This is a genomic window from Pseudomonas sp. GM50 (assembly GCF_000282375.1).
Lineage (GTDB): Bacteria > Pseudomonadota > Gammaproteobacteria > Pseudomonadales > Pseudomonadaceae > Aquipseudomonas.
In genome coordinates, this window is sequence record NZ_AKJK01000046.1 from 1 (window position 1) to 14,872 (window position 14,872).

Here is a 14,872-nt window from a genome sequence, read left to right on the forward strand (position 1 = left end):
GCTCCCACAAGGGGTAGAGCCAGGCTTTAAAACTGGCTCCATTGCGGTCAGCCTTCGAGCTTGCTTTTCAGCAGTTCGTTGACCTGTTGCGGGTTGGCCTTGCCTTTGGAGGCTTTCATGGCCTGGCCGACGAAGAAACCGAACATCTTGCCGCGTTTGGCTTCGTCTGCCGCGCGGTATTGTTCGACCTGCTCGGCGTTGGCCGCGAGCATTTCGTCCAGCACTGCCGAGATTGCGCCGGTGTCGGTCACTTGCTTGAGGCCGCGCTTGTCGATGATCTCGTCCGCGCTGCCTTCACCGTTGGCCATGGCTTCAAAAACCACCTTGGCGATCTTGCCGGAGATGGTGTTGTCCTTGATGCGCAGCAGCATGCCGCCCAGTTGCTCGGCCGAAACCGGCGACTGGTCGATGTCCAGGCCTTGCTTGTTCAACAGGCTGCCCAGTTCAACCATCACCCAGTTGGCCGCCAGTTTGGCGTCGCCACCGATGCTCACGACTTTCTCGAAGTAATCGGCTTGCTCGCGGCTGGTGGCCAGGACGCTGGCGTCGTAGACCGACAGACCGAACTGTTCCTGGAAACGCTCGCGTTTCTGCGGTGGCAGTTCCGGCAGGGTGGCGCGCACATCGTCGAGGAACGAGTCTTCGATGACCACCGGCAGCAGGTCCGGATCGGGGAAGTAACGGTAGTCGTTGGCTTCCTCTTTACTGCGCATCGGACGGGTTTCGTCCTTGTTCGGATCGTACAGGCGGGTCTGCTGGATCACCTTGCCGCCGTCTTCGATCAGCTCGATCTGGCGCTGCACTTCACTGTTGATTGCCTTCTCGATGAAGCGGAACGAGTTGACGTTCTTGATCTCGCAGCGCGTGCCGAATTCAACCTGGCCCTTTGGACGGATCGACACGTTGCAGTCGCAGCGCAGCGAGCCTTCGGCCATGTTGCCGTCGCAAATGCCGAGGTAGCGCACCAGCGCGTGGATCGTCTTGACGTAAGCCACGGCTTCCTTGGCGCTGCGCATGTCCGGTTCGGACACGATTTCCAGCAGCGGCGTGCCGGCACGGTTCAGGTCGATGCCGGTGGCACCATTGAACTCTTCGTGCAGGCTTTTACCGGCGTCTTCTTCCAGGTGCGCACGGGTCACGCCGACACGTTTGATCGTGCCGTCTTCCATGGCGATGTCCAGGTGGCCCTTGCCGACGATCGGCAATTCCATCTGGCTGATCTGGTAGCCCTTGGGCAGGTCCGGGTAGAAATAGTTTTTGCGGGCGAACACGTTGTGCTGACCGATCTCGGCATCAATGGCCAGACCGAACATCACCGCCATGCGCACCGCTTCCTGGTTCAGCACCGGCAATACGCCGGGCATGCCGAGGTCTACCAGGCTGGCCTGGGTGTTCGGCTCGGAGCCGAAGGTGGTGGAGCTACCGGAAAAGATTTTCGACCGGGTGGTGAGCTGGGTATGAATCTCCAGCCCGATCACGACTTCCCATTGCATGTGTTTCTCCTCAGAAGCCGGTTGGGGTGCGGGTATGCCAGTCAGTGTTCAACTGATACTGGTGCGCAACGTTGAGCAAGCGGCCTTCCTGGAAATACGGGGCGAGCAACTGCACGCCGACCGGCAGGCCATCGACAAAACCTGCAGGCATGGACAAGCCCGGCAGACCGGCGAGGTTAGCGGTGATGGTGTAGACGTCTTCCAGGTACGCAGCGACCGGGTCGCTGTTCTTGGCGCCGAGCTTCCAGGCCGGGTTCGGCGTGGTTGGGCCGAGGATGATGTCGACCTCATTGAAGGCCGCCATGAAGTCGTTCTTGATCAGGCGACGGATTTTCTGCGCCTTCAGGTAGTAGGCGTCGTAGTAACCGGCCGACAGCGCGTAAGCACCGACCATGATCCGGCGCTGCACTTCCGGGCCGAAACCTTCGCCACGGGAACGCTTGTACAGGTCTTCCAGGTTTTTCGGGTCTGCGCAGCGGTGGCCGAAACGCACGCCGTCGAAACGCGACAGGTTGGAAGACGCTTCCGCCGGGGCGATCACGTAGTACGCAGGAATTGCGTGCTGCATGTTCGGCAGGCTGATTTCCTTGATCACGGCGCCGAGCTTTTTCAGCTCTTCAACGCTGGCCATGACCAGGTCGGCGATGCGTGGGTCCAGACCTGCGCTGAAGTATTCCTTCGGCACGCCGATGCGCAGGCCTTGCAGCGAGCCGTTGAGGCCGGCGCTGTAATCAGGCACGGGTTCGTCGATGCTGGTGGAGTCCTGCGGGTCGAAACCGGCCATGCCTTGCAGCAGGATCGCGCAGTCTTCGGCGGTGCGGGCCAATGGACCGCCCTGATCGAGGCTGGATGCGTAAGCGATCATGCCCCAGCGCGAAACGCGACCGTACGTCGGTTTCAGGCCGGTGAGGTTGGTCAGCGCGGCAGGCTGACGAATCGAACCGCCGGTGTCGGTGCCCGTCGCCGCTGGCAACAGACGAGCGGCAACCGCAGCCGCCGAACCGCCAGACGAACCGCCCGGGACGTGTTCCAGGTTCCACGGGTTTTTCACCGCGCCGTAGTAGCTAGACTCGTTGGCCGACCCCATGGCGAATTCGTCCATGTTGGTCTTGCCCAGGGTCACGGCCCCGGCAGCAGCCAGTTTGGCGACCACGGTGGCGTCGTACGGTGCTTTGAAGTTGTCGAGCATCTTCGAGCCGCAGCTGGTGCGGATGCCCTGGGTGCAGAACAGGTCTTTGTGGGCGATCGGCGCGCCGAGCAGGGCGCCGCTCTCACCGTTGGCCCGACGAGCGTCAGCGGCTTTCGCCTGCTGCAGCGCCAGGTCTTCGGTGAGGCTGATGAAACTGTTGAGCTGCGGGTCAAGCTGGGTGATACGCGCCAGCAGGACTTTGGTCAGCTCTTCGGAAGAAAACTTTTTATCGGCGAGTCCGCGGGCGATCTCGGCCAGAGTCAATTGATGCATTGCAGGCTCTTTCCCTTTAGTCGATGACTTTCGGAACCAGATACAGGCCGTTTTCGACCGCTGGTGCGATGGACTGATAGGCCTCGCGATGATTGGTTTCGGTCACGACGTCTGCACGCAGGCGCTGGCTCGCTTCCAATGGGTGGGCCAGCGGCTCGATACCGTCGGTATTGACCGCTTGCATTTCGTCGACCAGCCCGAGAATGCTGTTCAGGGCCGAAGTGATGTGTGGAAGATCGGCATCATTGAGACCAAGGCAGGCCAAATGAGCGATTTTTTCCACGTCGGAGCGTTCAAGCGCCATGGGATTCTCCAGTGGAAAACAGAACGGACGGCGTCCGTGTGTTAGATTGTCGGAACACTACCGCATTTCTACGGTCTCAAGGCCGCGATTGTGGGGCTTGGTGCACAGAAAAGCCGCCAATTTAACATATTGGCGCCTTGCCCAAAATCCCTGTCGTTGTTAGAGTTTGCCGCACTTTTTTACCCACGCGTTGCCTAGGGTCCCTTTCCCATGTTCAAGAAACTGCGTGGCATGTTTTCCAGCGATCTCTCCATTGACCTGGGCACTGCCAACACCCTTATTTACGTGCGCGAGCGCGGTATCGTCCTGAATGAGCCCTCCGTTGTGGCTATTCGGACACACGGTAACCAGAAAAGTGTCGTTGCTGTCGGCACCGAGGCCAAGCGCATGCTCGGCCGTACGCCGGGCAACATTGCTGCCATTCGTCCGATGAAGGACGGTGTGATCGCCGACTTCAGCGTCTGCGAAAAAATGCTGCAGTACTTTATCAACAAGGTTCACGAAAACAGTTTTCTGCAGCCTAGCCCTCGTGTGCTGATCTGCGTTCCATGCAAATCCACCCAGGTTGAGCGTCGTGCCATCCGTGAATCGGCCCTTGGTGCCGGTGCCCGTGAAGTGTTCCTGATCGAAGAGCCGATGGCTGCTGCGATCGGTGCCGGCCTGCCAGTCGAAGAAGCTCGTGGTTCGATGGTTGTCGATATCGGTGGCGGTACCACTGAAATCGCGCTGATCTCCCTCAACGGTGTGGTTTACGCTGAATCCGTACGGGTTGGCGGCGACCGCTTCGACGAGGCGATCATCACCTACGTGCGTCGCAACTACGGCAGCCTGATCGGCGAATCCACCGCCGAGCGCATCAAGCAGGAAATCGGCACGGCCTACCCGGGCGGCGAAGTTCGTGAAGTCGACGTTCGTGGCCGTAACCTGGCCGAAGGCGTTCCACGCGCATTCACCCTGAACTCCAATGAAGTGCTGGAAGCTCTGCAAGAGTCCCTGGCCACCATCGTTCAGGCTGTGAAAAGTGCGCTGGAGCAATCGCCTCCGGAGCTGGCATCGGATATCGCCGAACGTGGTCTGGTACTGACCGGTGGTGGCGCCTTGCTACGCGACCTCGACAAGTTGCTGGCCCAGGAAACCGGTCTGCCGGTGATCGTCGCCGAAGACCCGCTGACCTGCGTTGCTCGTGGCGGTGGCCGTGCATTGGAAATGATGGATAAACACACCATGGATCTGCTTTCCAGCGAATAAGTCGCCGGATCGCCTCTATGCTGTTGAGCGCGCAGGCAGCACTTTGCAGTGCTGCCTGTTGGCGTTTATCTTCTGTCAGTCTGCATCCAGGCCGGTTTGATGCCGTATGAATAAAGAGAACATTTGCCTGGGAGGAGCGGCTTATTAAACCGCTTTTCACCAAAGGCCCCTCACTGGGCGTGCGCTTGTTGGTGCTGGCCGTGCTATCGGTCGCGCTGATGGTGGTCGATGCCCGCTTCACACTGCTCAAGCCAGTGCGTAGCCAAATGTCGCTGGTGCTGATGCAGTCTTACTGGATCACCGACCTGCCGCAGCGGCTATGGCAAGGTGTGGCCAGCCAATTTGGCAGCCGTACCGAACTGGTCGCCGAAAACGAAAAACTCAAAACCGAAAACCTGCTGTTGCAGGGCCGCATGCAAAAGCTGGCAGCCCTCACCGAGCAGAACGTTCGGCTGCGCGAGTTGCTCAACTCTTCCGCGCTGGTCAACGAAAAGGTCGAAGTGGCCGAGTTGATCGGCATGGACCCCAACCCCTTTACCCATCGCATCATCATCAATAAAGGTGAGCGCGACGGTGTGATCCTTGGTCAGCCGGTACTCGATGCCCGCGGCCTGATGGGTCAGGTGGTGGAGTTGATGCCGTACACCTCCCGCGTACTGTTGCTGACTGACACCACTCACAGCATTCCGGTGCAGGTGAACCGTAACGGTCTGCGAGCGATTGCCAGCGGCACCGGTAACCCGGAACGCCTGGAGCTGCGTCACGTGGCCGATACCGCCGACATTAAAGAAGGCGATCTGCTGGTCAGCTCCGGCCTGGGCCAGCGTTTCCCGGCGGGCTACCCGGTGGCGACGGTCAAGGAAGTGATTCACGATTCCGGTCAGCCATTCGCCATCGTTCGTGCGGTGCCGACCGCCGCGTTGAACCGCAGTCGTTATCTGTTGCTGGTGTTCACTGACGGTCGCACAGCCGAGGAGCGCGCCAACGAAGCCGCGCAGGCTCAGGAAGCTCTGGACCAGCACGGCGGTGGCCCGATCATTCCAGCGACCGTGCCGAAACCGGCCGCGTCGGTGATACCGGCTGCTGTCGCTGCTCCGGCCGTTCCAGCGGCTGCACCTGTTGCTGCGCCTGCTGCCGCGACCCCGGCAAAACCTGCCGCTGCCCATGCTGCCAGCAAGCCACCGGCATCGGCACCCGCCGCCAAACCACCGGTGGCCCAACCTGCTACCGTGAAGCCTGCTGCCAAACCGCCTGTCTCCGCGCCGGCCACCACTGGGGGAAGAGAATAATGGGCGGTACTACTTCATCCCGAAATGGCTGGATAGTCTGGTTGACCTTCGCCATCGGCATGCTGCTCAGCGTCTCGCCGCTGCCGCAATTCATGGAAATCCTGCGTCCTCTATGGCTGGCCTTGCTGTTGGCCTTCTGGGCGTTGGCCCTGCCGCAGAAAGTCGGCATGGTGACCGCCTGGTGCCTGGGGCTGGCCGAAGACGTGCTGTATGGCACGTTGCTGGGTCAGAACGCGTTGATCCTCACGCTCATTACGTTCCTGGTGCTGTCATTGCAACAGCGCCTGCGCATGTTCCCGATGTGGCAACAGAGCCTGGTGATTCTGGTGATCTTCGGCCTCGCCCAACTGGTTCAGTTGTGGCTGAGCGCCCTGACCGGCAATCGTCAGCCGACCCTGGCGCTGGTGTTGCCGGCACTGGTCAGCGCGTTGCTCTGGCCATGGATCAGCTACGGTTTGCGCGGTTTGCGTCGACGCTACAAAATCAATTAATTCGGTCAGGCATGTGCTCGCACCGGTGCCCTGTCTCGACAAAAAGGAACAGTATTTGTGAGACAGGGCGCTAGCAGGGAGATGTCTTGATGAAACAGCTGTACCTCGCCTCAGGCTCGCCGCGTCGGCGTGAACTGCTCACGCAAATCGGCGTGTCGTTCTCCGTCATCAGCGCGGACATCGATGAAACCCCTTTACCTGAAGAATGCCCATTGGCCTATGTCGAGCGTCTGGCGCGCGGCAAGGCCGAGGCCGGGCATGGCACAGTCGTGTCCGACGCCGATTTCTGCGTGCTGGGTGCCGACACCGCCGTGGTGCTGGACGGGAAAATTCTCGGCAAGCCGGTGGACGAAGCCGACGCATGCGCCATGCTTATGCTGTTGTCCGGGCGCGAACATGAAGTGCTGACCGCGATTGCGGTGCGCAATGGCGAGCGTTGCGAGTCTTTGGTGGTGCGCAGCCTGGTGCGTTTTCGCAACATCGACCCCGACGAAGCAGCGGCCTATTGGGCCAGCGGCGAACCCCGGGACAAGGCCGGCGGCTACGGGATTCAAGGGGTGGGCGCGGTGTTCGTCGCCGGGCTCAATGGCAGCTACTCGGCGGTGGTCGGATTGCCGTTGTGCGAAACCTTCGAGCTACTCGGCCATTTCGGCATACCCTGTTGGCAAACCCTTAACGCGCGCTGAGCGTCGTACTGACAAGATGCGGCCATTATCGTGAACATGCCTGAACGAGACCCTGCCATGAGTGAAGAGATCCTGATCAACATCACGCCGATGGAATCGCGCGTGGCGGTGGTCGAAAACGGTGTCCTGCAAGAGGTCCACGTCGAGCGCACGCAAAAGCGCGGGATCGTCGGCAACATCTATAAAGGCAAGGTCGTGCGGGTATTGCCGGGCATGCAGGCAGCCTTCGTCGATATCGGACTGGACCGTGCCGCGTTCATTCATGCCTCGGAAATTTCCCTGCGCGAAGGCCCTGCGGTGGAGAGCATCAGCGCGCTGGTTCATGAAGGTCAGAGCCTGGTGGTACAAGTCACCAAGGACCCGATCGGCTCCAAAGGCGCACGCCTGACGACGCAACTGTCGATTCCATCGCGCTATCTGGTGTACATGCCGCGCACCGCCCACGTCGGCATTTCCCTGAAGATCGAGGACGAAGCCGAGCGCGAACGCCTCAAGCAAGTGGTCACCGACTGCGTCGCCAAGGAAGGCATCAAGGAAGCCGGCGGTTTTATTCTGCGTACCGCTGCCGAAGGGGCCGGGGCCGATGAAATCCTCATGGACATCCGCTACCTGCGCAGGCTCTGGGACCAGATCAACGAACAGATCAAGACCATCAGCGCGCCGAGTGTGATTTACGAAGACCTCGGCCTGGCGTTGCGGACCTTGCGTGACCTGGTGAGCCCGAAGATTGAAAAGATCCGCATCGACTCCCGGGAGACCTTCCAGAAAACCACGCAGTTCGTCGCTGAGCTGATGCCGGAAATCGCCGACCGTCTGGAGCATTACCCCGGCGAACGGCCGATCTTCGACCTGTACGGTGTCGAAGACGAAATCCAGAAAGCCCTGGAACGCAAGGTGCCGCTCAAGTCCGGCGGCTATCTGGTGGTTGATCCGGCGGAAGCCATGAGCACCATCGACGTCAATACCGGGGCCTTTGTCGGTCATCGCAACCTCGAAGAAACCATCTTCAAGACCAACCTCGAAGCCGCCACCGCCATTGCCCGTCAGTTGCGCCTGCGTAACCTGGGCGGGATCATCATCATCGACTTCATCGACATGGAAGATGAAGAACATCAGCGTCAGGTATTGCGCACGCTCGAGAAGCAACTGGAACGCGATCACGCCAAGACCAACATCATCGGCATTACCGAGTTGGGCCTGGTACAGATGACCCGCAAGCGCACCCGCGAAAGTCTTGAGCAAGTGCTGTGCGAACCGTGCAGCAGCTGCCAGGGTCGCGGCAAACTCAAGACTCCGGAAACCGTGTGCTACGAGATCTTCCGCGAAATCCTGCGTGAGGCCAGGGCCTATCAGGCCGAAGGCTATCGGGTGCTGGCAAATCAGAAAGTGGTCGACCGTTTGCTCGATGAAGAGTCAGGCAACGTCGCCGAGCTCGAAGGCTTTATCGGACGCACCATTCGGTTCCAGGTGGAAACCATGTATTCCCAGGAACAATACGACGTGGTGTTGCTCTGAATCGTTGTGTTTCAACTCCACTAGAACGGCTGGCCTCAGCTTTTTGCAGTATTTTTGCCATGGGAGCCAACTGACATGGACCGTCTGACACGCATTTTGGCCGCACTGACCCGCTGGGGTCTGGGCCTGTGTGCGTTGGTTTTGGTGCTGATGGCGCTGTTCGTCAGTCTCGGCCGGGAGCTGACGCCGCTGGTGGCCGAGTACCGTGCCGACGTCGAAGACAAAGCCGGCGATGCCTTGGGCATGCCCCTGCAGATCGGCAAGCTGGAAGGCAACTGGAGCGGCCTCGCTCCGGTTCTGCTGGCCCATGATGTGATGGTCGGCGAGGGTTCCAATGCCTTGCGCCTGGATCAGGTGCGCGCGGTGCCGGATCTCTGGGCCAGCCTGCTGGCGCGCGAAGTGCGCATCGCACACCTGGAACTCAACGGCCTGAAGATCAGCCTCAAGGAAGGTGAGGACGGTCATTGGGCGCTGGAAGGGTTGCCGGTGCAGCAGGACCAGCCGCTGGACCCGGAGCAACTGCTCCATCGCATGCAGATGGTCCAGCAGTTGTCGGTGCTCGACAGCCAGATCACCTTGCAGCCGTTGGGAGAGTCGCCGCTGACCCTGACCTACGTCGGCCTGAATCTGAAAACCGGTCCATCCCGCCAGCGGCTCGATGCCCGTCTGACCCTGCCCGACGGCCAGCCGGTGGCGATGAGCCTGCGCACCCGTTTGCGCGCAGCCCAATGGAAGGACGGCGAAGCGGACGCTTACTTGAGCCTGCCGCAAAGCGATTGGTCGAAATGGTTGCCCGAGCGCCTGACCCAGCAATGGAATTTTTCCGAGATCAAGGCCGGTGGCGAGCTCTGGATGAACTGGAGCAAAGGCACCCTGCAACGCGCCGCGATTCGTTTGAACGCGCCGCAACTCAAGGGCGCCTATGCCGAGCGCAAGCCGATCCAGATCAACAATCTGGCGCTTAACGGGTATTTCCAGCGCAGTTCCAAAGGCGTTTTGGTGACCCTGGATTCTCTGGCGATGAACCTGGGTGACACCCGCTGGGAATCGAAACTGCAATTTCAACAAACTGCCGCGACAGACAAGACGCCAGAGCTCTTGCATCTGCAAGCCGACCGTCTGGATCTCACACCGCTCACTCCGCTGTTGAACGCACTGGGTCCGCTGCCCGAAGGTGTCGCCACGGCGGTCGAGCGGCTCAAGGTCACCGGAGTTTTGCGCAACGTGTTGATCGACTTCCGCCCAGCCGCTACCGATGACAGCAAATTCAGCTTTGCCGCCAATCTGGAAAAGGTCGGCTTCGACGCTTATCGCGGTGCACCGGCGGTGCGAAATGTCAGTGGCAGCATCAGCGGCGACCTCGGGCAGGGCGAGCTGCGCATGGACAGCAAGGATTTTTCCCTGCACCTGGACCCGATTTTCGCCAAGCCATGGCAATACATTCAGGCCAACGCCCGGTTGACCTGGAAACTCGACAAAGAAGCTTTCACCCTGATCTCGCCGTACCTGAAGGTGCTGGGCGAGGAGGGCAAGATTGCCGGCGATTTCCTGATACGCCTGCATTTCGATCACACCCAGGAAGACTACATGGACCTGCGGGTCGGCCTGGTCGACGGCGACGGTCGCTACACCGCCAAGTACCTGCCGACGGTTCTCAGCCCGGGGCTGGACGAATGGCTACGCACGGCGATTCTCAAGGGCGCGGTGGATGAAGGCTTCTTCCAGTACCAGGGTTCGCTGAACCACGGCGCCGCCGAAACGGCTCGCAGCATCAGCCTGTTTTTCAAGGTCCACGATGCCGAGCTGGCGTTTCAGCCGGGCTGGCCGCATGTCAGCAAGGTCAGCGGTGATGTGTTCATCGAAGACAGCGGTGTGCGGATCCTCGCGAGCAAGGGCCAATTGCTCGACACTCAGGTCAGCGACGTCTACGTCAATATTCCCCGTGTACCTGCCGGGCAGAACACTCATCTGTTCCTCGACGGCGCGTTCGCTGGCGGGTTGGGCGATGGCCTGAAGATTCTGCAGGAAGCGCCCATCGGCACCGCCGACACGTTTGCCGGTTGGGAAGGCGAGGGTGATCTGCAAGGCAAGCTCAAACTCGATATCCCGCTGGTCAAAGGCGAGCAGCCGAAAATCCTCGTCGACTTCAAGACTGACAAGGCCCGCTTGAAACTTAGCGAGCCGACTCTGGAATTGACGCAACTCAAGGGCGATTTCCGTTTCGACAGCACCAAGGGGCTGAGCGGGCAAAAGATCACGGCTCGAGCGTTCGACAAGCCAGTGACCGCACAGATATTCGCTGAAGGCAGCCCGGGCAAGCTCAACACTCGGGTCACCGCGTCGGGTGAGGTCGAGGTCAAGAAACTCACCCAATGGCTGAACGTCACTCAGCCGTTGCCGGTGACGGGGATGATCCCTTATCAGTTGCAGCTGAACCTTGATGGCGCCGACAGTCAATTGATGGTCAGTTCCAACCTCAAGGGCGTGGCGGTGGATTTGCCGGCGCCGTTCGGCATGGCGGCCGATGTCGGGCGCGACACCGTGTTCCGCATGACCCTGCAAGGCCCGGAGCGGCGTTACTGGGTCAACTACGGTGAACTGGCGAACTTCACGTTTGCGGCACCGACCGGCAATTTCGCCGACGGTCGCGGCGAGTTGCTTCTCGGTGGCGGCAATGCCGTGTTACCCGGCGCCAAAGGTTTGCGCGTGCGTGGTGTACTGTCCGAGCTGGATGTCGCTCCCTGGCAGGATCTGCTGACCAGGTATGCCGGTCAGGATCCAGGTGGCAGTGCCAAACAGTTGCTCAGTGGCGCGGATTTGAAGGTTGGCAAACTCACTGGTTTCGGCACCACCCTCGATCAGGCATCGGTGCAGTTGACACGTAAACCGGCCTCGTGGGCCTTGCAACTCGACAGTCAGCAGGCCAAGGGCAGTGTCGGTATTCTCGATGCGAAAGCCGCACCGATTGCGGTCAATCTGCAATACGTACGTTTGCCGGCACCAGACCCTACGGTGCTGGCTGACGAGAATTCGCCGGACCCGCTGGCCACCGTGGACCCGACGAAGATCCCGGCGCTGGATATCACCATCAATCAGCTGTTCCAGGGGCAGGATCTGGTGGGCGCCTGGCATTTGAAAGTCCGGCCGACCGCAAAGGGAGTTGCCTTCAATACCCTGGATCTGGGCCTCAAGGGCATCCTCTTGCAGGGCAGCGGTGGCTGGGAAGGCACGCCGGGTAATTCCAGCAGTTGGTACAAGGGCCGAGTCAGTGGCAAGAACCTTGCCGACGTGCTCAAGGGCTGGGGGTTTGCGCCGAGCGTCACCAGCGAAGAGTTTCACATGGATGTCGACGGTCGCTGGCCTGGGTCACCGGCGTGGCTGGCGACCAAGCGCTTCTCCGGCAGCCTTGATGCGTCACTGAATAAAGGTCAGTTTGTTGAAGTCGAGGGCAGCGCTCAGGCGTTGCGGGTATTTGGCCTGCTCAACTTCAACTCCATCGGCCGCCGCTTGCGCCTGGACTTTTCCGACCTGTTCGGCAAAGGCTTGAGCTATGACCGGGTCAAAGGCTTGCTGGTCGCAAGTAACGGGGTCTACGTGACCCGTGAACCCATTCTGCTGACCGGTCCGTCGAGCAATGTGGAGCTCAACGGCACGCTGGACCTGGTGGGTGATCAGGTCGATGCCAAGTTGTTGGTGACTTTGCCGGTGACCAACAACCTGCCGATTGCGGCACTGATCGTCGGTGCACCGGCCGTCGGCGGGGCGCTGTTCCTGATCGATAAGTTGATTGGTGACCGCGTGGCGCGCTTTGCCAGCGTCAAATACACCGTCAAAGGCCCATGGAAAGAACCGAAAATCACTTTCGACAAGCCTTTTTGAATTCTTTTGAAAAAGCACTCTTTGGGCCTATGGAGTAGCATGTCCGTACGTTCGAATGCGCCTGTAGGAGCGAGGCTTGCCCGCGAACCGACGCACTGCGGTGCGTCAGGAAAGACGCCTTCGCGGGCAAGCCTCGCTCCTACAGGGGGTCATGTGTTGTTTTGAGTAAGGAAATGGCCATGTCTGTAGCGGTGATTCAAATGGTCAGCCAGAGCGATGTGCTGGCCAATCTGGCCCAGGCCCGTCGTCTGCTTGAGCAGGCGGCGACCGGTGGTGCGCAGCTAGCCGTGCTGCCGGAAAACTTCGCTGCCATGGGCCGTCGCGACATTGCCGACATCGGCCGCGCCGAAGCCTTGGGCGAAGGCCCGATCCTCCCGTGGTTGAAACAGACCGCCCGCGACCTCAAGTTATGGATAGTGGCCGGCACATTGCCGTTGCCGCCGGTGGATCAACCGACGGCCAAAGTGCATGCATGCTCGTTGCTGGTGGATGATCAGGGCGAGACTGTGGCACGGTACGACAAGCTGCACCTGTTCGACGTGGACGTGGCGGACAATCGCGGGCGTTATCGCGAATCCGATGACTATGCTTATGGCAGTGGTGTGGTGGTTGCCGACACACCGGTGGGCCGGGTCGGGCTGACGGTTTGTTACGACCTGCGTTTCCCGGAGCTGTACAGCGAATTGCGTGCGGCCGGCGCGGAGTTGATTACTGCACCGTCGGCCTTTACCGCGGTGACCGGCGCGGCCCATTGGGACGTGCTGATTCGCGCGCGGGCTATCGAGACTCAGTGCTATGTGCTCGCGGCCGCCCAGGGTGGGACGCATCCGGGGCCACGAGAAACCTTTGGTCATGCCGCGATTATCGACCCATGGGGGCGTGTGCTGGCGCAACAGGATCAAGGCGAGGCCGTGCTGCTGGCCGAACGCGACAGCAGCGAACAGGCGTCCATCAGGGCGCGGATGCCGGTGTCCACTCACCGGCGCTTTTTCTCGCAGGGCGCCCAGCGACCTGCATCAGAACGACGAATTTAAGGCGTAAAGCATATGAGCGAGTTGTTGTCCTCCGTCAGTGAACACCTCCTGGCGCCCGGCGGCGTAACGATCGAGAGCCTGCAAGGTGTGCTCGGCGATCTGGCCGGCCCGGGCATCGATGCCGCCGACCTGTATTTCCAGGGGCAAATTTCCGAGTCCTGGGCACTGGAGGACGGGATCGTCAAGGAAGGCAGCTTTAACCTCGACCAGGGAGTCGGCGTGCGTGCGCAATCGGGTGAAAAAACCGGTTTCGCCTACAGCAATGCGATCACCCTCGAAGCACTGGGCGCGGCTGCCCGTGCGGCCCGTTCGATCTCCCGGGCCGGGCAGAACGGCACTGTGCAGGCATTCACCACCCAGGATGTCGCCCAATTGTATGGGCCGGATAACCCGCTGGAAGTGATGACCCGTGCCGAGAAAGTAGAGCTGCTCAAGCGTATCGACGTGGCGACCCGTGCCCTCGACCCGCGTATCCAGCAAGTCACTGTGAGCATGGCCGGGGTCTGGGAACGGATTTTGATTGCTTCCACCGACGGCGGGCTGGCGGCGGATGTGCGGCCGCTGGTGCGTTTCAACGTCAGTGTGATCGTCGAGCAGAATGGCCGTCGTGAGCGTGGCGGTCATGGCGGTGGCGGTCGTACCGATTACCGCTATTTCCTCAGCGACGACCGCGCCATGGGCTATGCCCGCGAAGCGTTGCGTCAGGCGCTGGTGAATCTGGAAGCGATCCCGGCCCCGGCCGGTACGTTGCCGGTGGTGTTGGGTTCCGGTTGGTCCGGCGTGTTGCTGCATGAAGCTGTCGGTCATGGCCTGGAAGGCGATTTCAACCGCAAGGGCAGTTCGGCCTACAGCGGGCGCATGGGCGAGATGGTTGCCTCGAAGCTCTGCACCATCGTCGATGACGGCACCCTCGCCGGGCGCCGTGGTTCGCTGAGCGTCGACGACGAAGGCACACCGACCGAGTGCACCACGCTGATCGAAAACGGTGTGCTCAAAGGTTATATGCAGGACAAGCTTAATGCGCGCCTGATGGGCGTGGCCCGCACCGGTAACGGTCGTCGCGAATCCTACGCGCACCTGCCGATGCCGCGCATGACCAACACCTACATGCTGGCGGGCGAAAGCGATCCGGCGGAAATCATCGCTTCGGTGAAGCGCGGCATCTACTGCGCCAACCTCGGCGGCGGTCAGGTGGACATCACCAGCGGCAAGTTCGTGTTCTCCACCAGCGAGGCGTACCTGATCGAAGACGGCAAGATTACTGCCCCGGTCAAAGGCGCGACGTTGATCGGTAACGGCCCGGAAGCCATGAGCAAAGTGTCGATGGTCGGTAACGATCTGGCGCTGGACAGCGGTGTGGGGACGTGTGGCAAGGATGGGCAGTCGGTGCCGGTGGGTGTCGGCCAGCCAACGCTGAAAATCGATGCGATCACTGTGGGTGGCACAGGATCTTGAGGGATGGAGCTTCGGG

Annotated in this window: 11 protein-coding genes; 8 read left to right on the forward strand and 3 right to left on the reverse strand. The window is 60.7% G+C overall.

Going from position 1 to position 14,872, the window contains the following annotated elements; all coding sequences use genetic code 11:
- Nucleotides 1-47: 47 nt before the first annotated feature.
- From gatB to gatC, 3 genes are read right to left on the reverse strand one after another with little or no spacing between them, the layout of a single operon-like run.
- Nucleotides 48-1,493 (reverse strand): Asp-tRNA(Asn)/Glu-tRNA(Gln) amidotransferase subunit GatB, encoded by a 1,446-nt coding sequence (gene gatB, locus PMI30_RS19055; RefSeq protein WP_008008595.1) that lies wholly within the window; start codon nucleotides 1,491-1,493, stop codon nucleotides 48-50.
- A 10-nt stretch (nucleotides 1,494-1,503) separates the two neighbouring features.
- Nucleotides 1,504-2,955 carry an Asp-tRNA(Asn)/Glu-tRNA(Gln) amidotransferase subunit GatA gene (gene gatA / locus PMI30_RS19050; RefSeq protein ID WP_008008597.1) on the reverse strand — a complete coding sequence of 484 codons (1,452 nt, stop codon included), beginning with the start codon at nucleotides 2,953-2,955 and terminating at the stop codon, nucleotides 1,504-1,506.
- 16 nt (nucleotides 2,956-2,971) lie between these two features.
- A complete protein-coding gene (gatC, locus tag PMI30_RS19045) occupies nucleotides 2,972-3,259 on the reverse strand; it encodes an Asp-tRNA(Asn)/Glu-tRNA(Gln) amidotransferase subunit GatC (RefSeq protein WP_007901429.1) in 288 nt (95 codons plus the stop codon).
- A 210-nt stretch (nucleotides 3,260-3,469) separates the two neighbouring features.
- On the opposite strand from gatC, the gene mreB reads away from it, so the two are divergent.
- The 8 genes from mreB (at nucleotide 3,470) to tldD (ending at nucleotide 14,856) form a co-directional block, all read left to right on the forward strand.
- The gene (gene mreB / locus PMI30_RS19040) at nucleotides 3,470-4,507 is read left to right on the forward strand and encodes a rod shape-determining protein MreB (protein WP_002555108.1); all 1,038 of its coding nucleotides are present in this window, start codon (nucleotides 3,470-3,472) and stop codon (nucleotides 4,505-4,507) included.
- A gap of 143 nt (nucleotides 4,508-4,650) precedes the next feature.
- The gene (mreC, locus tag PMI30_RS19035; protein ID WP_081501268.1) at nucleotides 4,651-5,796 is read left to right on the forward strand and encodes a rod shape-determining protein MreC; all 1,146 of its coding nucleotides are present in this window, start codon (nucleotides 4,651-4,653) and stop codon (nucleotides 5,794-5,796) included.
- Complete coding sequence (mreD, locus tag PMI30_RS19030; RefSeq protein ID WP_008008600.1) at nucleotides 5,796-6,287, forward strand: rod shape-determining protein MreD; 492 nt, start codon at nucleotides 5,796-5,798, stop codon at nucleotides 6,285-6,287. The genes mreC and mreD overlap by 1 nt, the downstream gene beginning before the upstream one ends.
- 89 nt (nucleotides 6,288-6,376) lie before the next feature.
- Entirely contained in the window at nucleotides 6,377-6,973 is a 597-nt protein-coding gene (locus PMI30_RS19025; protein ID WP_008008602.1) for a Maf family protein, read from the forward strand.
- A 57-nt stretch (nucleotides 6,974-7,030) separates the two neighbouring features.
- Nucleotides 7,031-8,488 carry a ribonuclease G gene (gene rng / locus PMI30_RS19020; protein ID WP_008008603.1) on the forward strand — a complete coding sequence of 486 codons (1,458 nt, stop codon included), beginning with the start codon at nucleotides 7,031-7,033 and terminating at the stop codon, nucleotides 8,486-8,488.
- Nucleotides 8,489-8,563: 75 nt separating this feature from the next.
- Complete coding sequence (locus PMI30_RS19015) at nucleotides 8,564-12,367, forward strand: YhdP family protein (RefSeq protein WP_008008605.1); 3,804 nt, start codon at nucleotides 8,564-8,566, stop codon at nucleotides 12,365-12,367.
- Nucleotides 12,368-12,546: 179 nt separating this feature from the next.
- The gene (locus tag PMI30_RS19010) at nucleotides 12,547-13,401 is read left to right on the forward strand and encodes a carbon-nitrogen hydrolase family protein (RefSeq protein WP_008008607.1); all 855 of its coding nucleotides are present in this window, start codon (nucleotides 12,547-12,549) and stop codon (nucleotides 13,399-13,401) included.
- Nucleotides 13,402-13,413: 12 nt separating this feature from the next.
- Nucleotides 13,414-14,856 carry a metalloprotease TldD gene (gene tldD / locus PMI30_RS19005; RefSeq protein WP_007901504.1) on the forward strand — a complete coding sequence of 481 codons (1,443 nt, stop codon included), beginning with the start codon at nucleotides 13,414-13,416 and terminating at the stop codon, nucleotides 14,854-14,856.
- Nucleotides 14,857-14,872 lie beyond the last annotated feature (16 nt).

Excerpts from the sequence above, each read along its gene's own strand:
- gatB (WP_008008595.1), bottom strand. The coding sequence starts at position 1,493 with ATGCAATGGGAAGTCGTGATCGGGCTGGAGATTCATACCCAGCTCACC.
- gatA (WP_008008597.1), bottom strand. The coding sequence starts at position 2,955 with ATGCATCAATTGACTCTGGCCGAGATCGCCCGCGGACTCGCCGATAAA.
- gatC (WP_007901429.1), bottom strand. The coding sequence starts at position 3,259 with ATGGCGCTTGAACGCTCCGACGTGGAAAAAATCGCTCATTTGGCCTGC.
- mreB (WP_002555108.1), top strand. The coding sequence starts at position 3,470 with ATGTTCAAGAAACTGCGTGGCATGTTTTCCAGCGATCTCTCCATTGAC.
- mreD (WP_008008600.1), top strand. The coding sequence starts at position 5,796 with ATGGGCGGTACTACTTCATCCCGAAATGGCTGGATAGTCTGGTTGACC.
- PMI30_RS19025 (WP_008008602.1), top strand. The coding sequence starts at position 6,377 with ATGAAACAGCTGTACCTCGCCTCAGGCTCGCCGCGTCGGCGTGAACTG.
- rng (WP_008008603.1), top strand. The coding sequence starts at position 7,031 with ATGAGTGAAGAGATCCTGATCAACATCACGCCGATGGAATCGCGCGTG.
- PMI30_RS19015 (WP_008008605.1), top strand. The coding sequence starts at position 8,564 with ATGGACCGTCTGACACGCATTTTGGCCGCACTGACCCGCTGGGGTCTG.
- PMI30_RS19010 (WP_008008607.1), top strand. The coding sequence starts at position 12,547 with ATGTCTGTAGCGGTGATTCAAATGGTCAGCCAGAGCGATGTGCTGGCC.
- tldD (WP_007901504.1), top strand. The coding sequence starts at position 13,414 with ATGAGCGAGTTGTTGTCCTCCGTCAGTGAACACCTCCTGGCGCCCGGC.